This is a genomic window from Streptomyces sp. NPDC033136 (assembly GCF_055578235.1).
Genome location: NZ_JBVIPD010000012.1, coordinates 156,723 through 180,775 on the forward strand (window position 1 = coordinate 156,723; position 24,053 = coordinate 180,775).

General features: G+C 71.6%; 19 protein-coding genes and 3 pseudogenes. 13 read left to right on the plus strand and 9 right to left on the minus strand.

The features are described 5' to 3' along the window. Position 1: 1 nt before the first annotated feature. Entirely contained in the window at positions 2-538 is a 537-nt protein-coding gene (locus ACZ5TL_RS23055; protein WP_468592024.1) for a hypothetical protein, read from the minus strand. Positions 539-592: 54 nt separating this feature from the next. Next, positions 593-894: pseudogene (locus ACZ5TL_RS23060) on the minus strand (hypothetical protein); the annotation flags it as partial. A gap of 89 nt (positions 895-983) precedes the next feature. On the opposite strand from ACZ5TL_RS23060, the gene ACZ5TL_RS23065 reads away from it, so the two are divergent. Beyond that, positions 984-2,261, plus strand: coding sequence for an amino acid deaminase (locus ACZ5TL_RS23065; RefSeq protein WP_468592026.1), 1,278 nt, complete (start codon positions 984-986; stop codon positions 2,259-2,261). A gap of 13 nt (positions 2,262-2,274) precedes the next feature. Next, positions 2,275-2,807 (plus strand): annotated as a pseudogene (locus ACZ5TL_RS23070) (amidohydrolase family protein); the annotation flags it as partial. Between the two features lie 166 nt (positions 2,808-2,973). Here the strand turns inward: ACZ5TL_RS23070 and ACZ5TL_RS23075 are convergent. Continuing rightward, positions 2,974-3,903 (minus strand): S1 family peptidase, encoded by a 930-nt coding sequence (locus ACZ5TL_RS23075; protein WP_468592027.1) that lies wholly within the window; start codon positions 3,901-3,903, stop codon positions 2,974-2,976. A 1,171-nt stretch (positions 3,904-5,074) separates the two neighbouring features. On the opposite strand from ACZ5TL_RS23075, the gene ACZ5TL_RS23080 reads away from it, so the two are divergent. From ACZ5TL_RS23080 to ACZ5TL_RS23095, 4 genes are all read left to right on the plus strand, one after another. After that, positions 5,075-6,286, plus strand: coding sequence for a pyridoxal phosphate-dependent aminotransferase (locus ACZ5TL_RS23080; RefSeq protein ID WP_468592028.1), 1,212 nt, complete (start codon positions 5,075-5,077; stop codon positions 6,284-6,286). Between the two features lie 125 nt (positions 6,287-6,411). Beyond that, positions 6,412-6,834 (plus strand): SCO4983 family protein, encoded by a 423-nt coding sequence (locus tag ACZ5TL_RS23085; protein ID WP_468592030.1) that lies wholly within the window; start codon positions 6,412-6,414, stop codon positions 6,832-6,834. 452 nt (positions 6,835-7,286) lie between these two features. Continuing rightward, positions 7,287-7,670 (plus strand): type II toxin-antitoxin system RelE/ParE family toxin, encoded by a 384-nt coding sequence (locus ACZ5TL_RS23090; RefSeq protein ID WP_468592031.1) that lies wholly within the window; start codon positions 7,287-7,289, stop codon positions 7,668-7,670. After that, a complete protein-coding gene (locus ACZ5TL_RS23095; protein WP_468592032.1) occupies positions 7,667-8,008 on the plus strand; it encodes a helix-turn-helix domain-containing protein in 342 nt (113 codons plus the stop codon). Before ACZ5TL_RS23090 ends, ACZ5TL_RS23095 begins: the two co-directional genes overlap by 4 nt. A gap of 338 nt (positions 8,009-8,346) precedes the next feature. Here the strand turns inward: ACZ5TL_RS23095 and ACZ5TL_RS23100 are convergent, their stop codons facing one another. Beyond that, positions 8,347-10,176: a phosphoenolpyruvate carboxykinase (GTP) gene (locus ACZ5TL_RS23100; RefSeq protein WP_468592033.1), complete on the minus strand. Its 1,830-nt coding sequence runs from the start codon at positions 10,174-10,176 to the stop codon at positions 8,347-8,349. Positions 10,177-10,502: 326 nt separating this feature from the next. Here ACZ5TL_RS23100 and trhA point away from each other — a divergent pair, with 326 nt between their 5' ends. From trhA to ACZ5TL_RS23120, 4 genes and pseudogenes are all read left to right on the plus strand, one after another. After that, positions 10,503-11,216: a PAQR family membrane homeostasis protein TrhA gene (trhA, locus tag ACZ5TL_RS23105; protein ID WP_468592035.1), complete on the plus strand. Its 714-nt coding sequence runs from the start codon at positions 10,503-10,505 to the stop codon at positions 11,214-11,216. A 103-nt stretch (positions 11,217-11,319) separates the two neighbouring features. Then, positions 11,320-12,840, plus strand: a pseudogene (locus ACZ5TL_RS23110) (DHA2 family efflux MFS transporter permease subunit); the annotation flags it as partial. A 265-nt stretch (positions 12,841-13,105) separates the two neighbouring features. Continuing rightward, the gene (locus ACZ5TL_RS23115; protein WP_468592036.1) at positions 13,106-13,768 is read left to right on the plus strand and encodes a TetR/AcrR family transcriptional regulator; all 663 of its coding nucleotides are present in this window, start codon (positions 13,106-13,108) and stop codon (positions 13,766-13,768) included. A 4-nt stretch (positions 13,769-13,772) separates the two neighbouring features. Beyond that, on the plus strand, positions 13,773-14,498 hold the full coding sequence (locus tag ACZ5TL_RS23120) for a Mut7-C RNAse domain-containing protein (RefSeq protein WP_468592038.1): 726 nt from the start codon (positions 13,773-13,775) through the stop codon (positions 14,496-14,498). Here ACZ5TL_RS23120 and ACZ5TL_RS23125 read toward each other — a convergent pair. From ACZ5TL_RS23125 to ACZ5TL_RS23135, 3 genes are all read right to left on the minus strand, one after another. Beyond that, complete coding sequence (locus ACZ5TL_RS23125; RefSeq protein WP_468592039.1) at positions 14,495-15,739, minus strand: glycosyltransferase; 1,245 nt, start codon at positions 15,737-15,739, stop codon at positions 14,495-14,497. The genes ACZ5TL_RS23120 and ACZ5TL_RS23125 overlap by 4 nt on opposite strands. Beyond that, complete coding sequence (locus ACZ5TL_RS23130) at positions 15,736-15,870, minus strand: hypothetical protein (RefSeq protein WP_468592040.1); 135 nt, start codon at positions 15,868-15,870, stop codon at positions 15,736-15,738. Before ACZ5TL_RS23130 ends, ACZ5TL_RS23125 begins: the two co-directional genes overlap by 4 nt. Positions 15,871-16,055: 185 nt before the next feature. Next, entirely contained in the window at positions 16,056-18,089 is a 2,034-nt protein-coding gene (locus ACZ5TL_RS23135) for a thioredoxin domain-containing protein (RefSeq protein ID WP_468592041.1), read from the minus strand. Positions 18,090-18,351: 262 nt separating this feature from the next. On the opposite strand from ACZ5TL_RS23135, the gene ACZ5TL_RS23140 reads away from it, so the two are divergent. Continuing rightward, on the plus strand, positions 18,352-21,549 hold the full coding sequence (locus ACZ5TL_RS23140) for a tetratricopeptide repeat protein (protein ID WP_468592043.1): 3,198 nt from the start codon (positions 18,352-18,354) through the stop codon (positions 21,547-21,549). Positions 21,550-21,625: 76 nt separating this feature from the next. Here the strand turns inward: ACZ5TL_RS23140 and ACZ5TL_RS23145 are convergent, their stop codons facing one another. Next, positions 21,626-21,916 (minus strand): hypothetical protein, encoded by a 291-nt coding sequence (locus ACZ5TL_RS23145; protein WP_468592044.1) that lies wholly within the window; start codon positions 21,914-21,916, stop codon positions 21,626-21,628. Further along, positions 21,909-22,790 carry a mycothiol conjugate amidase Mca gene (gene mca, locus ACZ5TL_RS23150; RefSeq protein ID WP_468592045.1) on the minus strand — a complete coding sequence of 294 codons (882 nt, stop codon included), beginning with the start codon at positions 22,788-22,790 and terminating at the stop codon, positions 21,909-21,911. The genes ACZ5TL_RS23145 and mca overlap by 8 nt, the downstream gene beginning before the upstream one ends. Positions 22,791-22,936: 146 nt before the next feature. Between mca and ACZ5TL_RS23155 the strand changes: the two genes are divergently transcribed. Further along, a complete protein-coding gene (locus ACZ5TL_RS23155) occupies positions 22,937-23,335 on the plus strand; it encodes a DUF4307 domain-containing protein (protein ID WP_468592047.1) in 399 nt (132 codons plus the stop codon). A 179-nt stretch (positions 23,336-23,514) separates the two neighbouring features. After that, positions 23,515-24,012, plus strand: coding sequence for a transcription elongation factor GreA (gene greA, locus ACZ5TL_RS23160; protein ID WP_398106839.1), 498 nt, complete (start codon positions 23,515-23,517; stop codon positions 24,010-24,012). The last annotated feature ends 41 nt before the right edge of the window (positions 24,013-24,053 follow it).

The window sequence follows — 24,053 nt, forward strand, 5'->3', positions numbered from 1 at the left end:
GTCAGTCGGCGCTCTCCTCGAAGTAGGCGTCGAGGACCACGTCCAACTCCTCGTCCCACTCCTTGAAGCGGCTCTTGGCCGGCGCCTCGATCTCGATCGGGTACCAGCGCCGGTCAGGGGTGTGGACGGTGACGGTGTACCGCTTGCCGAAGCGGGCCGTCTCCGTCTCGACCGCCCCGATCTCGTCCCAGCGGAACTCGCACTCCTGGTCGTCCAGGGACAGCCGTATGCCTCTGCGGTCGGCGACCATCCGCGCACGGCGGTCGGACGCCTCGAAGACTGGTCCGTCGGCCTCGGCGTCCTCCTCCGGCTCGGCGGGCGACGCCTCGGCCGTCTCCTCCGACTCGGGTGCGGCCTCACCGTCCTCACCGGCCTCAATGGCCTCATCGGACTCCTCGGCCTCGGCGACCTCGGGCTCCTTCTCCGGCTCGCCGTCCTTCGTCCGTCCGGACGCGGGTGGCGTGAGCCCGGGGATGAAGGCCGGGTCGAATCCGGCGCCTTCCAGGGGCTGGCTACTCGAACCTATGCGCTGCTCCACAGCGGAGCAGTATGGTCGACAAACCTGTGCCGCACACAGTCGACCCCCACTTCGTTATCGGACGCCAACACGAACAGGCCGAGCCGGAACCCGCCGTCGTCGACGCGCGAGGCGAAGCCGGGACAGCCGAGAACGCGGTGTCCTGCCGGAGCACTCGCCGCTGATGGCGGCCGCCGTAGGGCGCACCAGCGGCAGGAGGGTGAGGCGTTCGCCGGCGGTGACGGCGACGTCCGGCACGGAGACCGGCATCACGGCGACGACCCGGGCGTCGGCGCCACGGACGGATACCACGGACGGATACCGCGGACGGATACCGCGGACGGGCACCGCGACCGGTTGACGGACTCCTCGTGGCCCGCCGGTGGTGGGCGAGATGCTAGACAGCGTGCAGCGACCTACGCAATGAGGGTTGCGGAGAGTGCGACCCTGCTGACCAGGAGGCTCCATGACAGCCGACATCGCCGCCGAGTCCCTCGCCCGGCTCGCCGCCGAACGCGTCGACCACCGTTTCAAGGGCCTCCCGCCGGACGCCGAGGGCCTGACGGTCGGCGAGCTGGCCGCCCAGCGCCGCAACCTCTTCAGCGGCGGCTTCACCACCCCCGTGCTCGCGCTGTCCGCCGAGCGCCTGGAGCACAACCTGAGGCTCATGGAGACGTATGCGGCCCGGCACGGCCTGGCGTTCGCGCCGCACGGCAAGACCTCCATGGCGCCGCAGTTGTTCCAGCGGCAGACCGAGCACGGCGCGTGGGGCATCACGCTGGCGGTGCCGCACCAGGTGCGCGTGGCGCGGGCGTTCGGAACCCGGCGGGTGTTCCTCGCGAACGAGCTGGTCGACGCCGCCGACCTGCGCTGGATCGCCGCCGAACTGGACGCCGACCCGGAGTTCCGTCTCGTCGCTTACGTCGACTCCGTGCGCGGTGTCGAGCTGATGGACGCGGCCCTGCGCGACGCCGGGCGCCCGGTGGACGTGGTCGTCGAGCTCGCCGCCGGCGAGGGCGCCCGTACCGGGGTCCGTACGGAGGCCCAGTGCACGGCGGTCGCGGACGCGGTGGCGGGCACGCGGGCCCTGCGCCTGACCGGCGTGGCGGGCTACGAGGGCGAGGTGCCGAAGGCGGACACCGAGCGCGTGACGGCGTGGCTGCGGCGGCTGGTCGCGCTCGCCGTCGCCTTCGACGAGGCGGGGCGCTTCGCGGACGTGGACGAGATCATCGTCAGCGCGGGCGGCAGCGCCTGGTTCGACGCGGTCGCCGACGTCTTCGCGGAGATCCCCGAACTCTCCCGTCCGGTGCTGAAGTTGCTGCGCTCGGGCGCGTACGTCTCGCACGACGACGGCCACTACCGCAAGCTGACACCGTTCAACCGGGTGCCCGAGGAGGGCGCGCTGGAGCCGGCGTTCCGGCTGTGGACGCAGGTGGTGTCGCGGCCCTCCGCCGACCAGGCCTTCGTCAACGCGGGCAAGCGGGACGCGGCCTACGACCTCGGCCTGCCCGTCGCCCAGGTGATCCGCCGGGACGGCGCCGAGCGCCCGGCCACCGGCGTGTCGGTGACGGCCCTGTCCGACCAGCACGCCTGGCTGAGCACCACCCCGGAGGCGGATCTGGAGGTGGGTGACTGGGTCGCCCTGGGGCTGTCCCATCCGTGCACCTCGTTCGACAAGTGGCAACTGATCCCTGTCGCGGAGGCGGACGGCACGGTCGTCGACTACGTGCGTACGTTCTTCTAGGGGGCCAGGAGCGATGGAAGAGCTCGTCATCCGGGGCGCGGACGTCGTCGACGGCTCCGGTGCGGACGCGTACCGGGCCGATGCCGTGGTCGGCGGCGGCCGGATCACGGGAATCGTCAAGGAGGCCGCGGCGGCCGGCTGCCAGCGGCCGAAGGCGCGCCGGGAGCTGGACGCCGAGGGTCTCGTCCTCTCCCCCGGCTTCGTCGACATGCACGCCCACAGCGACCTGACGCTCCTGCGCGACCCCGACCACAGCGCCAAGGCCGCGCAGGGCGTGACCCTGGAAGTCGTCGGCCAGGACGGACTGTCGTACGCGCCGGTCGACGACCGCACGCTCGGCGAGATGCGCCGGGCGATCGCCGGGTGGAACGGGCCCGGGGACGACATCGACTTCGACTGGCGTTCGGTCGGCGGATACCTGGACCGGCTGACCGCGGGATCGCCGTGAACGCGGCCTACCTGATCCCGCAGGGCACGGTCCGGGCGCTCGCCGTCGGCTGGGAGGACCACGAGGCCACACCGCACGAGCCGGAGCGGATGCGGCGTTGGTCGCCGAGGGTTCGCGGAACCGCGCAGGCTCCCGACGGGCATTCCGTACGTGCTGGTCGACGGGCAGTTCGTGATCGAGGACGGGCGTCGCACGGACGCCCTGGCGGGCCGGGCGGTGCGCAGGACTCCCGCGTGACCGCCCGACCCGGGGCCTGCCCTCGCCTTACGGCTTGGGCAGGGTGCAGCCGCTCGCGCTCAGGTCGAGCTTGTTGTCGATGCCGAAGCAGGCCGGGATCTGGTACGTCTGCTGGGCGTAGTTGATGCCCTTGCGGACGGTCACGTTGCCGCTCGCGTCGACCTCGCACGGGTTGTTCACCGTGCAGCGCTCGCCGTCCTCGTTGCCGGTGTTGTTGACGGCGACGACCTTGCCGGTGGCCCGGTCGACGACGGGCGAGCCGGAGGTGCCGCCGATGGTGTTGCAGGCGGAGGTGTAGCGGACCGAGTCCTTCCAGGTCCAGTCGCCCTCCTTCAGGGTGTGCGCGAAGCCGTCGATGTCGCAGCTGTAGACGCGCTTCCAGTAGCCGGAGGGGATGCCGATGCCGGTGCCGGCGGCCGGACGGGTGTCGTCCAGCGTCAGCGCGTTGATGTCGTACGAGCTCTTGATCTGCGCGTACGTGGTGGTGAGCTGGTAGAACGCGACGTCCGAGTCGGTCATCGTGCCGTACGCGAGCTTGGCGGCGCGCAGGGTGGCCACGCGCGAGCCGGAGGCGTTGAGCAGGCTGAAGGTGCGCCTGGAGGCCTGGTCGACGCGGACCTCGCCGGGGGCGGGGAAGCCGCCGTCCAGGCAGTGGCCGTTGGTCATCACGAGCGCCGGGTCGTTGTCCTCGGAGTCCGGCATGCGGACGACGGAGCCGGAGCAGTTGCTGAGCGCGACGGTGCCGGCCAGGTTCACGCCGTCCTTGGCCGACGGGCCGGTGAGGCCGGACAGCGTCTGCTCCACGGACGTGACGACGTCCGCGACGGCGGACGTGGCCGAGCCCGTGTCCGCGACCTTGCCGACGCCCGTGGGGGCGGCATCGGCAGCGGCCGCGGGGGCCGCGCCGGCCCCGGCTATCGCCAGGGCGCAGAACGCGGCGGCGAGAGGTTTTCTCATGGGGGGTCCCCTCTTGCGACGGTGACGGCCGGAAATCCTCCGGCCGCCGCATGGTTGTCATGCACATTGTGATCGTCGCAAGGCGGCCCGCACAAGAACCTGTTCCACAACCGGAATCTCGGCGTCCCCGCCCGACCCTACTCAACGGCCCTTCCGGACCGGTTACTTGGGCCCCTTGGTGCCGCCGGGGCCGTGTCCGGGTTTGCCGTTGACCCGGCCGGGAGGTGCCGCCGTCGTCGTGAGTGCGGGGGGCCGCCGGGGCGCTGGTCGTGGAGTCGCCGGCCGGGGGCGGCGCGCCGTCCGTGACGGAGGGGGACGGCGTCCGGCTCCCCTCGGCGGACGGGCTCCCCTCGACGGACGGGCTCGCGGAGACGCCGCCGGACGGCTCGTCACGCTCTTCCGGCCGACCGGCGAGCGGAGCACCGGAGGCCTCCTCCTCACCGGTTGCGGCGGGCGGCACGGTCGGCGACTCATCCGACGACGAACCCGTACGGCCGTCCTCGCCGTCCTGCGTCCCGCCGGAGGACGAGTCCGAAACGGCGAACCCGGCGATGAGGACGGCCGCGGCCGCGGCACCCACGGCACCAGCGGCGACCGCCACGCGGCGCGGCTGCCACCGACGGGGCTTGCGCCGGGCGCGATGCCCGGCTCCGGACCGGCTCGGCCCCGGTACCGCCGGCAGCTCGCGGGTCTCGCCGGCGCCGTCCGCGCCGCCGGTGCTCTCCGCGCCGCCGGTGCCGCTCGGGCCACTCGTACCGGCGGGGTGCAGGCGGCCGGGGGCGCCGGAATACACGGCGCCGGAATACACAGGGGCGTGAGTGTCGCCCGCGCCGCCCGTGCCGTTCGCATCGCCGCCCTGGTGCGAGGCGCTCCCGGCGGCCGCCGGGTCCGTGCCGCCGTACACGTCCTGCCAGCCGTGCGCCGCCGCCGGATCCGCGTACGCGTCGTACGCCGGAGGCGCGCCGCCCTGCGGCAGGTACACGCTCGGCGGTCCCTGCGGCTCTCCGCCCGTCGCTCCGTCGGCGTAGTCGAATGGCTTGGACATGGCGGCGCATTCTAGGTACCGGAGGGGCTGTTGGGACAGCGGGCGACGATATCCATCCAAATCGCCGCGTCTCACGTGGCGGAAAACACGACCCGGAACGGATTACCGGGCCGTAAGCTCCCAGACATGCAGGTGATCCAGTCGACCAAGCTCGCCAACGTCTGTTACGAGATCCGGGGACCGGTGCTCGAGGAGGCGATGCGGCTGGAAGCGGCCGGGCATCGGATCCTCAAGCTGAACACCGGCAATCCGGCCGCGTTCGGCTTCGAGTGCCCGCCCGAGATCCTGGAGGACGTCCTCCGCAACGTCTCGTCGGCTCACGGCTACGGGGACGCGAAGGGGCTGCTGGCCGCACGCCGCGCGGTCGTGATGCACAACCAGACCCTCGGCATCGAGACCGACGTCGAGCACGTCTTCATCGGCAACGGCGTCTCCGAGCTGATCGTGATGGCGATGCAGGGCCTGCTGGACGACGGCGACGAGGTCCTGGTGCCCGCCCCCGACTACCCGCTGTGGACCGCCGCCGTCTCCCTGTCCGGCGGCACGGCCGTGCACTACCGCTGCGACGAGCAGGCCGACTGGATGCCGGACCTCGCCGACATCGAGCGCAAGGTCACCGACCGCACCAAGGCGATCGTGATCATCAACCCGAACAACCCGACGGGTGCCGTCTACGACAAGGCGATGATCAAGGGCCTGACCGACATCGCCCGCCGCCACAACCTGCTCGTCTGCTCCGACGAGATCTACGACAAGATCCTCTACGACGACGCCGTGCACACCCCGACCGCCGCCGTCGCCCCCGACCTGCTCACCCTGACCTTCAACGGCATGTCGAAGGCGTACCGGGTGGCTGGTTACCGGGTCGGCTGGATGTCGATCTCCGGGCCGCGCGCGCACGCCGACTCCTACATCGAGGGCCTGACGATCCTGGCGAACATGCGCCTGTGCGCGAACATGCCGGGGCAGCACGGTGTCGTCGCCGCGCTCAGCGGGCGGCAGACGATCAACGACCTGGTCCTGCCGGGCGGGCGGCTGCGCGAGCAGCGGGACGTGGCGTACGAGCTGCTGACCCAGATCCCGGGCGTGACCTGTGTGAAACCCAAGGGGGCGCTGTATCTCTTCCCGCGCCTCGACCCCAAGGTCTTCAAGATCAAGGACGACCGGCGGATGGTCCTGGACCTGCTCCGCCGCGAGAAGATCATGGTCGTCCAGGGCACCGGCTTCAACTGGCCGGAGCCGGACCACTTCCGGATCGTGACCCTGCCGACGGCCGGGGACCTGCGCGACGCGATGGGCCGGATCGGGCACTTCCTGGACGGCTACGGCCAGCACTGACCGGACGCCCCGATCACCGCACGCGTTCACCGTATGTGTACAAGCGGTCCGGTCTTGTGAACAACTCAACTTTAGACGAAATCCAAGCTAGGATGGTTTCCTGTAAGCACTCAGGAGGCCCTGCCATGTACGAACCGATCCGCGCCAAGTCGGTCCACAGCACGGTGGACGGCCCCGCCCCGGACTTTCCCCACCGCTCCCGTGAGGAAGAACTGGACATCCAGCTCGCCGGCCATCTCGCCGCCCTGCTCGCCGTCACGGACGAGTTGCGCGCGACCGGGGCCTCGGCCGACCTGGACACCGCGGCGGAACGGCTCGCGGAGCAGGTCGGCAGGCTGCGCGGGGGACGCACTCCGACGCGTGCGCCGATGAGCGGCGCACGGAGCGAGCGGGGCGTCACGGCCCTGCACCGGCGGGCGCACGCCCTGGCGGGCCGCGCGCTGGTCGTCGCCGCCTCCCGCGCCGACACGGCGGCCGCGATCCTGGCCGCCGAGCGGATGGACGCCCACACGGCGGCTCTGGAGCCGCGCGAACTCGCGCCCCGCTGAGCCCGTTCCGGGCTCCCCCTGACGGCCCCGGTCCGCGCGCACCCGCAGCGACGCGCGGACCGGGTGCCACGAGCCCACCGCGGACGACTCTCCCGGGAACAGCGCGCCACCACTGGGTGGTGCGACGGCGGCGGTCGCACATGGCTGGAGGTCACCGATCCCGGCGCGCGTGCACTGCCCGTTTAGCGCGCGGCGGCGGGTGCCGACGAGGAGCCCGGGCGGGGGCTCGCTCTGCTGGACGCACTGGCGCTGAGACGGGGCGTGACACACGGCCCCGCAGGCAAGACCGTGTGGTGCGAACTCGGAGTGGGGTCACCGCGAGGCAGTGTCGTCCCGGGCTGTGGTGTCGCGTCGGTGGCGTCCGTTTGAACGGCGCCCGCGATCGGCGTGGAGGAACAGCTACTGACCGCACCCGCCTTGCACATGTCGTTTGCGACATATACCGTCGCGTCGTGGGTGCACTCTTCACAATCGAGCTCGAACCCGAAGTGCGGGACTGGCTGGAAGCCCTTCCAGCCAGGCACTTCCTCAAGATCGACGAGTATGTCGGACTGCTGGCGGAGCACGCTGCCGAGCTCGGCGAGCCCTACGCCCGACACCTCGGCGACGGAGTCCGGGAGCTGCGCCCGACGATTGATGGCGCCGCCATACGCATCACGTACTGGCTCGCCCCCAGCCGCACCGCAGTCCTGCTGACCGTCTTCCGCAAGACGAGGATGCGGGAGGACGCCGAAGTCAGGCGCGCGAAACTCGCGCAGAAGGTCTGCGAGGCGGAACACGAACGGGCCCACGAGGAGTTCATTCGCATCATCGACGAAGGAGAGGTGGAGAAATGAGCCACAGCCAGTGGAAGAGCCTGCGCGAACGGAAGCTCACGGAGGGCCTCACCGAGCCCGACGACGTCACCGAGGCGCGGCGAGAGATCCGGCTGTCCATGGTGCTGGCCAAGGCTGTCTACGACCGGCGTACGGAGCTCGGGCTCACCCAGACCGAACTGGCCGAGCGCGCCGGACTCACCCAGGCCAAGATCTCCCGGATCGAGGGTTCCGACACCGTCCCCACGCTGCCGCTTCTCGCCAAGTTGGCTAAGGCTCTGGACGCGACGCTGAACATCGCCCTGGACAACGACGACCCCCACGTGATCTTCACCGCTCACGGCACCGACGCAGCCTGAGTGGCAGCCGGGGGCGCACGCGTCTACCGGCCCGCCGTACAAGGGCCGGCCGGGCGCCGGTACAGGCCGAGCGCTCCGGTCGGCTCGGAAAAGCCGACCGGAGCGCTCAGTCATCCATCGGCACGTTCGTGAGCCCGCGGGGCGGGCCGTGCCGAAGCGGGCGGGAATGAGCCTGTCGCCGCCGGATCCCGTCGGGGCGGACGGAGGGCGGCGACCGGCCCGGAACCCCGCACGCCGTTGTGCGGGCCCCGCCGGTGTGTCCCGCGGCCGGTCAGACGTGACGATCGCTGGTCAGGGCACATCCCGGTCCTGACCGGCCGCGGAGTTCGGGGTGAGGCTCAGCCCAGGCGCTCCACCAGCGCGCGGTACTGGTCCCACAGCTCCTTGGGCGTGTGGTCGCCGAAGGTGTTGAGGTGCTCGGGGACCAGGGCGGCCTCCTCGCGCCAGACCTCCTTGTCGACCGTGAGCAGGAACTCCAGGTCGGAGTCGGCCAGTTCCAGGCCGTCCGTGTCGAGGGCGTCCTTGGCCGGCAGGATGCCGATCGGGGTCTCGACGCCCTCGGCCCTGCCTTCCAGGCGCTCCACGATCCACTTCAGGACACGGGAGTTCTCACCGAAGCCGGGCCAGACGAACTTGCCCTCGTCGTCCTTGCGGAACCAGTTGACGTAGTAGATCTTCGGCAGCTTGGACTGGTCCTTGTCCTTGGCCACGTCGACCCAGTGGGCCATGTAGTCGCCCATGTTGTAGCCGCAGAACGGCAGCATGGCGAAGGGGTCGCGGCGCAGCTCGCCGACCTTGCCCTCGGCGGCGGCGGTCTTCTCGGAGGCCACGTTGGCGCCGAGGAAGACGCCGTGGTTCCAGTCGAAGGACTCCGTCACCAGCGGCACGGCGGTGGCGCGGCGCCCGCCGAAGAGGATCGCCGAGATCGGCACGCCCTTGGGGTCCTCCCACTCCGGCGCGATGATCGGGCACTGCGAGGCCGGCACGGTGAAGCGGGCGTTGGGGTGGGCGGCCGGGACGCCCGACTCGGGCGTCCAGTCGTTGCCCTTCCAGTCCGTCACGTGGGCAGGGGACTCCTCCGTCATGCCCTCCCACCACACGTCGTTGTCGTCGGTGAGGGCGACGTTCGTGAAGACCGAGTTGCCCCACAGCGTCTTCATCGCGTTGGCGTTGGTGTGCTCGCCGGTTCCGGGCGCGACGCCGAAGAATCCGGCCTCGGGGTTGATGGCGTAGAGCCGGCCGTCCTCGCCGAAGCGCATCCAGGCGATGTCGTCGCCGATGGTCTCGACGGTCCAGCCGGGGATGGTCGGCTCCAGCATGGCGAGGTTGGTCTTGCCGCAGGCGCTCGGGAAGGCGGCGGCGACGTACTTGGCCTCACCGCGCGGCGGGGTCAGCTTGAGGACGAGCATGTGCTCGGCCAGCCAGCCCTCGTCGCGCGCCATGACGGAGGCGATACGCAGGGCGTAGCACTTCTTGCCCAGCAGGGCGTTGCCGCCGTAGCCGGAGCCGTAGGACCAGATCTCGCGGTCCTCGGGGAAGTGCGAGATGTACTTGGTCTGGTTGCAGGGCCAGGGGACGTCCTCCTGGCCGGGCTCCAGCGGGGCGCCCAGGGTGTGCACGGCCTTGACGAAGAAGCCGTCGGAGCCGAGCTCGTCCAGCACCGCCCGGCCCATGCGCGTCATCGTGCGCATGGAGACGGCGACGTACGCCGAGTCGGTGATCTCCACGCCGAGCGCGGACAGCGGCGAGCCGAGCGGGCCCATGCAGAAGGGCACGACGTACATGGTCCGGCCGCGCATCGAGCCGCGGAACAGGCCGCCCTGCCCCCCGGAGCCCCGGAAGATCTCCCGCATCTCGGCGGGGGCCTTCCAGTGGTTGGTCGGGCCCGCGTCCTCCTCCTTCTCGGAGCAGATGAACGTCCGGTCCTCGACGCGGGCGACGTCGGTGGGGTCGGAGGCCGCGTAGTAGGAGTGGGGGCGCTTGATCGGGTCGAGTTTGCGGAAGGTGCCCTTCTGGACGAGCTCCTCGCACAGTCGCTCGTACTCGGCCTCGGATCCGTCACACCAGACCACGCTGTCCGGCTGCGTCAGTTCTGCGATCTCGTCGACCCACGAGATCAGCCCCTGATGGGTGGTGGGAACGGTGGGAGCCGCGATGTCGCGCGCCACGATTGCTCCTAAATGAGGGATTTTTAGATGTGGAGGCCCCGTGGGGGCTGCGACCCGGATGCTTCACGGTGGAACCTTGGCGCTCATCCGGTGCCGACCGCACTCATTTGATCATCCGACGCGTGCGCCCATCTGTCCAGAGGAGCGCACAAGTGAGCAACGTGAGGATCGCCACGGTTTCTCGCATCCGCTTTGCGCGCACATTGCGTTCACCTGACCGTTCATTTGCGTAACCATCGTTCGGCCGGAGTGAGAGACTGGCCACTCTTCGTCGGCAATCCGTGGGACTGATAGGTCACTTATGGTTCCGTAGCTACCATTCGGCCATGACTGCGTTCGCCCCCGACGCGCCCTCGGACACGCCGGCCGACGGCAGTGGTCCCGTGGCGCTCTCCCTGCCACACCCGGTGAAGCCCAAGCTGCGCGGCTGGCTGCACCTCGGCATGTTCCCGGCCGCCCTGGTCGCGGGCCTGGTGCTGACCGCCCTCGCCGACTCGACCAGAGGACGCATCGCCTGCGGCATCTACGCCCTGACCGCTTGCCTGCTGTTCGGCGTGAGCGCGCTGTACCACCGGGGCGACTGGACCCCGCGCATGGACGGTGTCCTGCGCCGGCTGGACCACGCCAACATCTTCCTGATCATCGCGGGCACGTACACACCGCTGACCATGCTGCTCCTGCCGGACGCGAAGGGGCAGTGGCTGCTGTGGGGCATCTGGGCCGCCGCGGCGGCGGGCATCCTCTTCCGCGTCTTCTGGGTCGGCGCCCCGCGCTGGCTCTACACGCCGTGCTACATCGCGATGGGCTGGGCGGCCGTCTTCTACCTGCCGGACTTCATGCGGACCGGCGGCGTCGCCGTCCTCGTCCTGGTCGTCGTCGGCGGACTGCTCTACAGCGCGGGCGGCGTGGTCTACGCAATCCAGCGCCCGAACCCGTCCCCGCGCTGGTTCGGCTTCCACGAGGTGTTCCACTCCCTGACCCTGGCGGCCTTCATCGCGCACTACGTGGGGATCTCGCTGGTGGCGTACCAGCACGCGTAGCGGCTGCCGCACCACACACAGGGCCACGGCTTTCCACGCCGTGGCCCTTTCTCATGTCCTCATACATTGACAGCGTGACTTTTTTGAGAGTAACTCTCATTTCATGGCTACTGTCACTCAGCAGGACCCGGGGCGCGGGGACCCCCGCCGGTGGTGGGCGCTCGGCGCCCTCGTCGCGAGCATGCTCGCGCTCGGTTTCGATCTGACGATCCTCAACGTGGCGCTGCCGACGATGGCCGCGCAGTTGGACGCGAGCACCGGCGAGCTGCAGTGGATCGTGGACTCCTACGTCGTGGTGTTCGCGGCGCTGATGCTGCCCGCCGGACTGCTCGGCGACCGGTTCGGGCGGCGCCGGATGCTGGTCACGGGCCTGGTGGTGTTCCTCGCCGGGTCGCTGGCCGGCACGGTGGTCGGCACCCCGGAGCTGGTGATCGCGGCCCGCTCCCTGATGGGTCTCGGCGCCGCGCTGGTGATTCCGCTCGGCCTGTCCGTGCTGCCGTCGATGTTCGGCGAGGAGGAGCGCGGCAAGGCCGTCGCCGCCGTCACCGCGTCCATGGCCGCGGGGATGCCGCTCGGGCCGCTGGTCGGCGGGCTGCTGCTCGACCACTACTGGTGGGGCTCGATCTTCCTGATCAACATCCCCATGGCCGCGATCGGCATCGCCGCCTGTCTGCTCCTGCTTCCCGAGTCCCGCGACCCGTCCTCACCCCGGGTGGACGCTCTGTCGACCGCGTGCAGCGCGCTGGGGCTCGGCGCCCTGGTCTTCGGCATCATCGAGGCGCCCGGGCGCGGCTGGGCAGCGGCCCGGTGCTCGGCTCGTTCACGATGTCCGCCGTGCTGCTCGCCGCCCTCGTCGCACGGGAGCGCCGCGCGGTGCGGCCCATGCTGGACCTGAGACTGCTCGGCCACCGGGGGTTCCTCTTCAACAGCCTGGCCGCGACGCTCGGCACGTTCGTCTTCTCCGGGCTGCTGTTCATGCTGCCGGCGTATCTGCAGGAGGTCGGCGGCAGCGACGCCTTCGGGACCGGGCTGCGGCTGCTGCCGATGATGGGCGGGCTGATGGTCTCCGCGCGGCTGAGCACCCTGCTGGTGCGGCGCGCGGGACCGCGCCCGGTGGTCACCACGGGCCTGGTGGTGCTGTGCTTCGCCGCGCTGCTCGGCTCCCGCACGGAACCCGGCTCCGGCTACGGTTTCACCGCCCTGTGGCTGACGATCGCGGGCCTGGGCTTCGGCCTGGCGATGGTGCCCGCGATGGACGCGGCGCTCGGCGGCATCCCCGCCGAGGAGGCGGGCAGCGGCTCCGGACTGCTGATGACGCTCCGCCAGGTGGGCGGCGCCATCGGCATCGCGCTGCTCGGCAGCCTCGTCGCGGGCGCCTACGACGACCGGCTCGACACCGCCGGACTGCCCCGGCAGGCGGCGGACGCGGCCCGCGACTCGCTCAGCGGGGCCCACGCCGTGGCCGAGCGGCTGGAGCTGCCGGCACTCGCCCGCTCCGCCGACGCCGCGTACGTGGACGGCATGTCCACGGTCCTCGTGGTCTGCGGCATCGCGGCCCTGGTGACGGCGGCACTGACGGCGCTGCTGCTGCCCGACCCGCGGGCCGCCGCCCCGGCCGGACAGCCCGGGAAGCTCGGCGTGCCCGGGGAGGCCGGAGGGCCCGGGGAGGCCGGAGGGCCCGGGGAGGCCGGAGGGCCCGGGGAGGCCGGAGGGCCCGGGAAGCTCGGCGTGCCCGGGGAGGCCGGAGGAGCTGGGGAGGCCGGGAAGCACGGACAGGCCGAGGACCCCGGGAAGCCATGGGAGCCCGAGGAGCCCGGGAAGCCACAGGCCGAGCCGGCACCGGGCCCGGACGTGGCCCGGCTGGAGGCCGATGACCGACAATGAGCCGTATGACCACGGCACGGACCCCTGTTCCCGAGGCCGCGCGGCATCTGAGCCTGCGGGAGCGCAAGAAGATCAAGACGCGGATCGCGATCAGGGACGCCACGTACGCCCTGATCAAGGAGCAGGGGTACGAGGCCACCACGGTCGAGCAGATCGCGGAGCGCGCCGAGGTCTCGCCGAGTACCGTCTTCCGCTACTTCCCCACCAAGGAGGACATCGTCCTGACGGACGAGTACGACCCCTTGGTGGAGGACCTGCTGCGGGCACGGCCCCGGGACGAACCGGTCCTGGAGTCGCTGCGCTGGTCGATCCGCCAGGGAATGGCCATGGCCCTGGCCGACACCGCGGACTCCGAGCAGGACGAGATGATCCTGCGCATCCGGCTGATGGTCGAGGTGCCCGCGCTGCGCGCGCGGCTGATGGAGAGCATGTCCGTCACCGGCCGCCTGCTGTGCCGGGCGCTGGCGGAGCGCAGCGGCCGCGACGAGGACGAGCTCGAAGTGCGGGTCTACGCGATGGGACTGATGGGCGCCCTGCTGGAGGCGATGATCTACTGGGTCGAACGGGACTTCCGGGACGACCTGCCGGACCTGGTCGACCGCACCCTCGACACCCTCAAGGACCTGCCGAAACGGCCACCCGCCGCAGAGGCCCCCGTGACATCCTGACCGGGTGAACGGTCCCGAGATCCGCGTCGAGTTCGCCCCCGAGCTGCATGTCTTCGTCCCCCAGGCCCGGCGGGCGGACACCCTGCGGGCCACCACGGACGGCGCCTCCAGCCTGGGCCATGTCGTCGAGTCACTGGGCGTACCGCTGACGGAGGTGGGCGCGCTGGTCGTGGACGGCCGCGAGGTGCCCGTCTCGCACGTCCCGGCGGCCGGCGAGTCGGTGACCGTACGGACCGTCGCCCGCCCCCAGCGGGTGCCGGGCGCTCCCCTGCGGTTCCTCCTCGACGTGCACCTCGGCACTCTGGCCCGCCGCCTGCGGCTGCTCGGCGTGGACACCGCGTACGAGTCGACCGACATCGGCGACCCGGCGCTGGCGGCGCGTTCGGCGGCGGAGCAGCGGGTGATGCTGAGCCGCGACCGGGGGTTGCTGCGGCGTCGCGAGCTGTGGGCGGGGGCGTTCGTCTACAGCACCCGGCCGGAGGAGCAACTCCGGGACGTTTTGGACCGCTTCCAGCCCGAACTGCGGCCCTGGACCCGGTGCACGGCCTGCAACGGGCTGCTGCGCAAGGCGACCAAGGACGAGGTGGCGGACCAGCTCAAGCACGGCACGCACGCGACGTACGACGTGTTCGCGCGGTGCGCCGCGTGCGGCCGGGCGTACTGGAAGGGCGCGCACCACGAGCAGCTGGAGGCCATCGTGGAGCGCGCCCTCGCCGAGTTCGGCGGCTAACTCCTTCTCACGCCCTTGCTCACATCTCCCTTGCCGCAGGCGATCCCGTCCCCGTTCCGGTCCATGGTGCGGCTGTCGCGCACGGGCTTCTCCCGGCCCCGGCGCGGCAGGTAGACCAGCGCTTCGGTGGCCGCGAAGCGCAGGACGAACGTCGTCACCAGCGCGAGCGCGGTGGCGGAGAGCACGCCCAGCTGGAACTGGTGGACGAACAGGGCGATCAGCGGGATGCGCAGCACCAGGTCGGCGTTGGCGAGCAGCGCGAACCGCCCGGCCCGGTCCCACCAGCGGCGGTGCCGGCGCCGCTCGCGGAACAGCAGGTGCTCGATGAGCACGAAGTTCCAGGCGACACTGAGCTGGTTGGCGAGGATCTCCGCCGGTACGTAGTGCATGCCGGCGGCGGTCAGCGCCCACAGGCCGAGCAGGTTCGGCAGGAAGCCGGTGAGCCCGATCAGGCCGAAGCCGACCATGCGCGCGACCGGTGAGGCGGCGCGCAGCCCGGCCAGGTGGCGCAGGAAGCGGAAGCCTTCCCGCGTGGTCGACTTGGACTCCCCCGCGAACCGGTCCTGGAAGACGAAGGGCACCTCGGTGATGTTGCGCGGGCGGCTGCGGACGGCGAGTTCGAGGAGGATCTTGTAGCCGAGCGGCTGGAGCACCTCTGCTGTGACCGCGCTGCGGCGGATCGCGAAGAAGCCGCTCATCGGGTCGCTGATGCCGTGCAGCCGGCGTGGGAAGAGGGCCTTGGTCAGCCACGTCGCCCCACGCGAGACGGCCACGCGGTAGCTGCCCGCGAGCCCGGCCCGGCTGCCGCCCTTGAGGTACCGGGAGGCGACGACGAGCCCGGCGTTCGCCCGTTCGCCCGTGGCGACCAGGTCGGGCACGAGGGGCGGCGGGTGCTGGCAGTCGCCGTCCATGACGACGATCCAGTCGGACGTGGCCGCCTTCATGCCCTCGACGACCGCGCCGCCGAGCCCGCCCACCGGCTCCCGGCGGTGCAGCACGGTCACCGGGAACGGGCAGTCCTGCGCCGCCCTCTCGATGACCTCGGGCGTGTCGTCGGTGGAGTCGTCCACGAAGACGACTTCGCAGGGCAGCCGGGCCGGGACGGACTCGGTGATCTGGTGCAGCAGCCGGCGTACGTTCGCCGACTCGTTGAACGTCGGTACGACGATGGTGACGGCGCCCGGTTCGGGGATCTCGGCGGTCTCGACGACCTCGCCGGGGACGGTGGACTCCTGGCTCATCGCGCGCCTCCGGCGGACGTCTGGATCGGGCGGATCTCGATGCGGTCCTCGCAGGTGCGGAAGGTGGCGACCGGGGCCGAGTGCTCCATGGCGGCCTTGACGTTGGGCAGGTCGGCCGCGTCCGGCCGCACGGTCGGCGAGGCGACGACGTAGGAAGACAGACGTCAGCAAACAGATCCCCCCAGATCCCAGAACCCCCTGCAGTGACGGCGCGCCGGTGCGGCCCCATCCGTCACGTCACTGTGCAGAGGCTAGGGGGAACTGTGAAGCCCGGGGGCTGTTCAGATAAAGATCCTGTTTCCGTTGATTCCCGCCGTCAGTCGCTCAACACCCCACGCAACCGGTCGACTTCGGTCGTCGGAGCGTCGCAGGTGAAGTGACGGCAGACGTACGCGGCCGGTTCTCCGCCGACCAGCGGACGGTCCGCGAGCAGCGGGAACTCATCGCTCCCGGGGGCACCGACCGCGACCACGGCACCGGGCGCAGTGCCCAGAAGTGCCGTGCGGTGCAGAGCCCTTGTCCCCTCGTGGTCGAGGGACGGTCCCACGATCGCGACCTCGCGCGGCCCGTCCAGCGCGGCCTCGGCGGCGGCGAGCCCCCAGCCGATGAAGCGGGGCACGCGCGGCCCGAGCGCCTTGACGACACCGAGGGCCTTCCCGGCGGCCGTGCGATGCGGTTCGGAGCCCGTGTGCGCGGCGTAACTCAGCAGGGCACCGGCCGCCGCGGTCCAGCCGGACGGGGCCGCGTTGTCGGTCGGGTCCTGCGGCCGGCGGATCAGCCGCTCGGCGTCGGACGCGGTGTCGTACATCGAGCCCGACTCGGGGTCGGTGAAGCGGGCCAGGACGTGGTCGAGGAGGAACCCGGCGAACTCCAGCCAGACGCCCTCCCCGGTGACGGACGCCAGCGCCAGGAAGCCCTCCGCCACGTCGGCGTAGTCCTCCAGGACACCCGCGTTGGCACCGGCGTGGCCGTCCTTGCTGGTACGGGTGAGCCGGGCCTGCTCGTCGAGGTGCAGCCGGACGAGGAGGTCGGCGGCGGCGACAGCGGCCTCGACGAGGTCGGGCCGGTCGAAGTAGGCGCCGGTCTCGGCGAGCGCGGCGATCGCGAGCCCGTTCCAGGCGGCGACGACCTTGTCGTCCCGGCCGGGCGCGGGCCGCCCGGCCCTGCTCGCCAGCAGCCGCTCCCGGATCGAGGAGAGCCTCCCAGCATCGAACAGGCCCTCCTGCAAAGGAAGTTGGAGAACGGACCGGCCGTGCTCGAAGGTGCCCTCCTCGGTCACGCCGAAGTACTCGACGGCGAGGTCGGCGTCCTGCTCGCCGAGGACCTCACGCAGCTGCTCCGGCGTCCACACGTAGTACGCGCCCTCGACGTGCCTGCCGCTGCCGTCGTCGCTGTCGGCGTCCAGCGCCGAGGCGAATCCGCCCTCGGCGGTGCGCAGTTCGCGCACCATGAAATCGGCGGTCTCCAGGGCCACCCGGCGGGCGAGTTCCGAGCCCGTGGCGCGCCAGAGGTGGGCGTAGACCCGGCACAGCAGGGCGTTGTCGTACAGCATCTTCTCGAAGTGCGGCACGATCCAGTCGCGGTCGACGGAGTAACGGGAGAAGCCGCCGCCGAGCTGGTCGTAGATACCGCCCCGCGCCATGCGCTCGCAGGTGTCGCTCGCCATCTGCAGGGCGCCCTCGGCTCCGGTCCGGGCGTGATGCCGCAGCAGGAACTCCAGCACCATGGACGGCGGGAACTTCGGCGCCCCGCCGAATCCGCCGCGCTGCGGGTCGTACTCCCGGGTCAGCGCGAGCAGCGCCTGCGCGAGCTCCTGCTCGCCGGGGGTCTGGGCGTCACCGTAGGAGATCTCCCGCCCGGCCAGGTCGCGGACGATCTTCCCGGCGACCTCGGTGACCTCGTCCCGCCGGTCCTCCCACGCCTGGTGGACGCCCTGGAGCACCTGCCGGAAGGAGGGCATGCCCTGGCGGGGGGCGGGCGGGAAGTACGTACCGAAGTAGAACGGCTCGGCGTCCGGGGTGAGGAAGACGGTCATGGGCCAGCCGCCGTGCCCGGTGGCCGCCTGCACGGCCTCCATGTAGACGGCGTCGACGTCGGGGCGCTCCTCACGGTCGACCTTCACGCTCACGTAGTGGGCGTTGAGGTACTCGGCGGTCTGATGGTCCTCGAAGGACTCGTCGGCCATCACGTGACACCAGTGACAACTGCTGTAACCGATGCTGAGCAGCACGGGCACGTTCCGCTTGCGGGCCTCCTCGAAGGCCTCCGCCGACCAGGGCCACCAGTCGACGGGGTTGTCGGCGTGCTGCAGGAGGTAGGGGGACGTCTCGTGCGCCAGTCGGTTCGGCATGGTGTCCATCCTGCCGCAGACCCCCGCCCGGCATGCGTCAGGCGCCGCGCGTGCGCCGCTCCGGACGGCACGGGCGCCGAGCACGCCGCACACCAACGGGCCGGTCTCTTCACACCATCGGGCCGGGCACGCCCCCTCGCCCCGATGCGCCGTCGGCAGCACACTTGACCAAGGAAACGACCGAGGAAATGACCGAGTACATGACCGAGGAAACGACCGCAGCGACTGAGAGAACGCCGTTGCCGCCGGAGGGGGACGTGACATGCGGGACAGTCATCGGGCGGAGGCCGAGCGGCTGTTGGCGCGGGCCGTGGAGGAGGAAGTGCGCCGCTCGGGCGGGCGCAGCGACGGGAAGGTGCTGCTCGCGCGGGCGCGCGGGGCGCTCGACGTGATGGCGCAGAGCGCATCCGAGGAGTACGGGGCCTACACGCGCGCCCTGGACGAGGCGGCGGCCGGTCAGCTCACCTTCGGGCAGCGCTACGCCCGGGACGGCGCCGGGACACCGCTGCTGGTGGCCGGGGTGGCGGCGGTCGCGGCCGTCGTCGCCGACATGGCCCTGGGCACGGGCACCGCGACGGCGCTGGGCGCGGGAGCGACGGTGGGTGTCGTGGGTGCCGCGTCGACCGTCGTGAAGGTGGCCGGCTCCCATCTGCCGGCCGCGAGCCGCCGCGCCGGGGCCGTGAGCCAGCCGGGCGGGCCGGAGCAGCTGCGGCTGCAGTGGCTGACGGCACTGGAGGTACGGGGCATCCGGCCGTTCCTCGACCAACAGCGGGTGCTTGCCGCCTCGACCGGGCCGAAGAAGACGGGGCCGCGGCTGCGGGGCGCCGACAAGAGCGCGGCGGCCCGCGGGCGCAACGTGCTGTCGCGGTCCTTCGGACAGCTCCCGGAACCGGCGGAGCCGTTCGCCGGGCGGCGACGGGAACTGGCACAGATCCGGCAGTGGGTGCAGGCGGCCCGGGCGAGCACGGAGACCCGGCCGACCGTCGTCGTCCTGCACGGCACACCCGGCAGCGGCCGTACGGCCCTCGCGGTGCACGCCACCCACGGGCTGAAGGACTACTTCCGCGGCGCCTGCGTCGTCGACCTGCGCGCCGAGGGGCCGGGCGGCTCCCCGCTGTCCACCCGCGACGCCCTGCTGCACCTGCTCAACCGGCTCGGCGCGCCCCGCGAGCAGCTGCTGTTCCGCGAGCGGTCCTCCCCCGACCACCAGGTCAAACGGCTCAGCGAGCTGTACCACCAGCATCTGACCGGCCTGCCGGTCACGGTGGTCCTCGACGACGCCTCGGACGCCGCGCAGATCCGCGCCCTGGTCCCGGAGCGGTCCGACAGCCTGGTGCTGGTGACCGCGCGGGGGCCGCTGGAGCTGGAGGGCGTGCCCGCGCGGGTGCACCAGCTGGCGGTGGCGCCGCTGGACGCCGCCGGCGCGGAGGAACTGCTCGGCGCGGCGGCCCATGACCGTTCCGGGCCGTACGACGCCGAGTCCGCCGACCGGGTACGGGAGCTGTGCGGCGGGCTGCCGCTGGCGCTGCGCATCGCCGGCTCGTGCCTCGGCCCGCGCTCCCCGCGCGCCCTGGCCACCGACCTCGACGCCTACGGCCCCGTCGAGCCGGTCGAGCGCGCCCTGTGGCTGCGCTACACCGACCAGCCGGAGACCGTACGACGGCTGCTGCGCCGGCTGGCCCTGGCGGGCCGGGCCTCGCTGGGCGCCGCCGCGGCCGCCGCGCTGCTCGCCACCGACGAGGCGGAAGCGAAGCGCCACCTGCGGGCCCTGACCCGCGCGGGCCTGATCGACCACGTCCGCGGCGACCGCTACCGGCTGCACGACCTGGTCCGCTCCTTCGCCGAGGCCCGGCTCCTCGACGAGGAGGAACCGGCCGAGCGCACGGCGGCCCAGGAGCGGCTGATCGTGAACTACGCCGAGCTGGCCGACTCGGTACTGCGCATGGTCGACGGCAACATGTCGACCCGCACCAACCGCTTCAGCCCGTACGGCTTCACCTCCCTCGACGAGGCGCTGCGCTGGCTGGACGACGAGTCGAGCTTCATCACGGCGGCGCTGCGGCACGCCGAGGACGTGGACCGGGCGGCGGTGCTGAACCTGCTGGGCGCCCTGTGCGACTACTGCCTGCTGCGAGGCGACCTCTACCGCCTCGGCGAGATCAGCGAACTGGCCCAGGCGGTGGACGAGGGCCTGCTGGTCCGCTCGGTGCAGTGGCGCACCGGCATCGCGGCACGGCAGCTCGGCGAACTCGACAAGGCGCGTACGACTCTGGCCTCGGTCGTCGACCTCTACCGGGAGGCCGACCACGACGCGGGGGCCGCGCGCGCCCTGTGCTCCCTCGGCATCACGCTGCACCACCAGGGCAATCTGACGGAGGCGTCGGCGAAGCTCCGCGAGGCCCTGGCCCTGCAGTCCTCAGCCGAGCTGGCGACGGACCGGGCGTGGACGATGCACGCCCTCGCGGCGGTGGAGCGGGACCGCGCCCGGCTGGCCGAGGCGCTGGAGCTGCTGACCGAGTCGCTGGTGCTGCACCGCGCCGGCGAGTCCGTGCACGGCCAGGCGTGGGCCCACTTCCAGCTCGGCCAGCTCGGCCTGCGCAGGGGCGACGTCCCGCGCGCCGAGTCCGAGCTGCGCGCGGCCCTGGGACTGTACGGCCGGACCCGCGACGCCCGCGGCGAGGCCTGGGCGCTGACCCAGCTGGCCCGGGCCCGGCTGGTCGACGGTGACGCGTCCCAGGCGGTGGAGGAGCTGCGCGGGGCGGCCACCCGGCACCGCGACAACGAGGACGCGCGCGGCGAGGCGTGGACGCTGTACTACCTGGGCCAGGCCCTGGAGGAGACGGGCGACCTCGACCAGGCGGTCCGCGAACTGGAACGCTCCCGGACGATGTTCTCCCGCATGCGCGACGTGTACGGCCTGGCCTGCGCCCGCCACCACTCCGCGCGGGTGACCCGCGACCAGCGAGCGGCCCAGACGGGCTCGCTGCGCAACTCGGGCTTCGCCCGCCAGCTCCTGGTGGACGCCCGCGCCGACTTCCAGCGCATCGGCGTCGCCCACGGCGAGGCGTGGACCTGCCTGGAACTGGCGGTCGTGGACGCGGGCAACGCCCGCACCCAGCAGGCCCTGGCCCTGTGCGACGAGGCGCTGGACCTGTTCACGTCGTACGGCGACCGCCGGGGCGAGGACTGGGCCCGTTTCCTGCGCTGCACGCTCCTGCCGTACGCGGCCCCGGGCGGCATGGAGATCGGCACGGCCGTGGCCCAGGAGGAACTGGCCCAGATGTCCGCCGCGAGCCATCCGCTGCGGGACGAGAAACTCGGCGACTACGCCGACGCGTGGGCGCTGCTGCTGGAACGCGGCGTGAGCCTGGAGGCCGGGTGGCAGGCCTGGGGGCTGGGGATGACGCCCAGCCGGCATGCGCGGGAGGTGATGGGGGTGGCCGTGGAGGCGACGGCGTAGGCCCAAGGTCGCGGGGCGCGCGGGCGCCCGTCGGCGGTGATACGGCCGCCGACGGGTCATCCCTGGGCGGGGAGCGTCAGCCTTGCTTCTTGCCCTGGCCGGAGGTCTCGGCTTCCGCGGACTCCGCCGGGGACGGCTGCGCCCCGGGCTGCTCCGCCTGCTCGGCCCTCGGGTCCGGGACCTCGGTGAAGTCGACCCTGTTCATGTGCCGGCTCATGGACTTCATCAGGGCCCACACCGCCAGGGCCATCGCCGCGAAGACGATGAAGCCGAGGACGCCGGGGGTGACCTTGTCCTCGTCGACCTCCTTGGCGAAGGAGACGAGGTGCGTCATTGCCAGGCTTGCGCTTGCGCTCATGTCAGGCATTGTCGCGGACGCCCGCAAAGAGGTCGTCCTCGGGGAGGGAGGTATCGACGAGGGACTTCGCCAGCTCGTACTCCTCCGTCGGCCAGACCTCCTTCTGGATCTCCATCGGCACCTTGAACCAGCCGCCGTCCGGGTCGATCTGCGTGGCGTGCGCGATCAGCGCCTTGTCGCGGATCTCGAAGAAGTCGGCGCACGGGATGTGCGTGGTCAGCGTGCGCTGCTTCATGCCGAACTCCTCCCAGCGCTTGAGCCAGTCCCCGTAGGGGGAGTCCAGGCCGCGGTCGAGCATCGCCTGGTGCAGGGCCTCGGTGCGCGGGCGGTTGAAGCCCTGGTTGTAGTAGAGCTTGCGCGGCTGGTAGGCGGGGCCGTACTCCGCCTCCGGGTACTTCTCGGTGTCCGCCGCCCCCTCGAACGCCACCATCGAGATCTTGTGGGTCATGATGTGGTCGGGGTGCGGGTAGCCGCCGTTCTCGTCGTAGGTGGTGATCACCTGGGGACGGAAGGAGCGGATCTTCCGGACCAGCTCACCGGCCGCGTGGTCGACGTCCTCCAGCGCGAAGCATCCTTCCGGCAGCGGCGGCAGCGGGTCACCCTCGGGCAGGCCGGAGTCGACGAAGCCGAGCCACTCCTGCTTGACCCCGAGGATCTCGCGGGCCTCGTCCATCTCCTTCTTGCGTACCTCGTGGATGTGCTCCTCGATGTACGCGTCGCCCTGCAGTTTCGGATTGAGGATGGAGCCGCGCTCCCCGCCCGTGCAGGTCACGACCAGCACGTCCACCCCCTCGGACACGTACTTCGCCATGGTCGCCGCGCCCTTGCTCGACTCGTCGTCGGGGTGTGCGTGAACGGCCATCAGTCGCAACTGGTCAGTCAAGACTCAATCCTCAGTAAGTCGGCGCCCTGTGTGCGTCGGCGCAATCAGCGGCTTCTATAGTGACCGAATCGGGGGGCGAATAATTCCGGGACCGGGTCCCGGGCCCCTTCCGGGACCTTCGTCCCGGCCCTGCCTGGAGGACGATCATGAGTACGGCGAGCACGCGACTGCCCGAGGGCCGCTACGGCCGTTCCTCGGACGAGCGCGCCGACCGCACGCTCAAGGTCGCCGGCGCCGTCCTCGGGGCGGCGCTGCTGGCACTCGTCGGCTGGTTCGGCTACCACTACGTCGCCAAGAACGAGATCAGCGCCGAGGTCATCAGCTTCGAGCCCGGCAAGAAGTCCGTGCAGGTGCACCTCGAGGTCCGCAAGGACGCGGGCACCGCCGGCTACTGCACGGTCCGCTCACAGGCCGAGAACGGGGCCGAGGTCGGCCGGGCCGACTTCCGCTTCGGCGGGGACGACACCCGCATCGACAAGGTCGTCACGCTCCGCACGACCGCCCCGGGGACGACGGCCGAGCTCCTGGGCTGCCACGCCGACTGACGACAACGAAGCGCCGCCCGCAATACGTAGCGGCTGACCTGCGCTGACGTGATTCTGGTGGCTTATGTCCTCCCCCTTGGGTCCCTGAATTGTTAGGCTCGTGGTTTCGCCCATCCGTGAAGGAACATGCTTCTGGGTAGGGCGATGCTTTGTATTCCCAGTACCTACGAGGAGCACCTGTGACCCAGACCAGCGAGAACGTCACCTGGCTGACCCAGGAGGCGTACAACAAGCTCAAGGCTGAGCTTGAGTACCTTACTGGTCCCGCGCGGGCGGAGATCTCCGCGAAGATCGCCGCCGCGCGCGAGGAGGGCGACCTGCGTGAGAACGGCGGGTACCACGCGGCCAAGGAGGAGCAGGGCAAGCAGGAGCTCCGTGTGCGCCAGCTCACCCAGCTCCTCGAGAACGCGAAGGTCGGTGAGGCGCCCGCCGCCGACGGTGCGGTGGCGCCCGGCATGGTCGTCACGATCGCGTTCGACGGCGACGAGGACGACACGCTGACGTTCCTGCTCGCCTCGCGCGAGTACGCGAGTTCCGACATCGAGACCTACTCGCCGCAGTCTCCGCTGGGCACCGGCGTGATCGGCCACAAGGTCGGCGAGGACGCCGAGTACGAGCTGCCGAACGGCAAGAAGGCCTCGGTGAAGATCCTGAAGGCCGAGCCGTACGAGGGCTGACCGCCCGGCCGAGCCTCGACATGCCCCCGGCGCCGCTGCGG

Excerpts from the sequence above, each read along its gene's own strand:
- ACZ5TL_RS23065 (WP_468592026.1), top strand. The coding sequence starts at position 984 with ATGACAGCCGACATCGCCGCCGAGTCCCTCGCCCGGCTCGCCGCCGAA.
- ACZ5TL_RS23075 (WP_468592027.1), bottom strand. The coding sequence starts at position 3,903 with ATGAGAAAACCTCTCGCCGCCGCGTTCTGCGCCCTGGCGATAGCCGGG.
- ACZ5TL_RS23080 (WP_468592028.1), top strand. The coding sequence starts at position 5,075 with ATGCAGGTGATCCAGTCGACCAAGCTCGCCAACGTCTGTTACGAGATC.
- ACZ5TL_RS23085 (WP_468592030.1), top strand. The coding sequence starts at position 6,412 with ATGTACGAACCGATCCGCGCCAAGTCGGTCCACAGCACGGTGGACGGC.
- ACZ5TL_RS23095 (WP_468592032.1), top strand. The coding sequence starts at position 7,667 with ATGAGCCACAGCCAGTGGAAGAGCCTGCGCGAACGGAAGCTCACGGAG.
- trhA (WP_468592035.1), top strand. The coding sequence starts at position 10,503 with ATGACTGCGTTCGCCCCCGACGCGCCCTCGGACACGCCGGCCGACGGC.
- ACZ5TL_RS23115 (WP_468592036.1), top strand. The coding sequence starts at position 13,106 with ATGACCACGGCACGGACCCCTGTTCCCGAGGCCGCGCGGCATCTGAGC.
- ACZ5TL_RS23125 (WP_468592039.1), bottom strand. The coding sequence starts at position 15,739 with ATGAGCCAGGAGTCCACCGTCCCCGGCGAGGTCGTCGAGACCGCCGAG.
- ACZ5TL_RS23135 (WP_468592041.1), bottom strand. The coding sequence starts at position 18,089 with ATGCCGAACCGACTGGCGCACGAGACGTCCCCCTACCTCCTGCAGCAC.
- ACZ5TL_RS23140 (WP_468592043.1), top strand. The coding sequence starts at position 18,352 with ATGCGGGACAGTCATCGGGCGGAGGCCGAGCGGCTGTTGGCGCGGGCC.
- ACZ5TL_RS23145 (WP_468592044.1), bottom strand. The coding sequence starts at position 21,916 with ATGCCTGACATGAGCGCAAGCGCAAGCCTGGCAATGACGCACCTCGTC.
- ACZ5TL_RS23155 (WP_468592047.1), top strand. The coding sequence starts at position 22,937 with ATGAGTACGGCGAGCACGCGACTGCCCGAGGGCCGCTACGGCCGTTCC.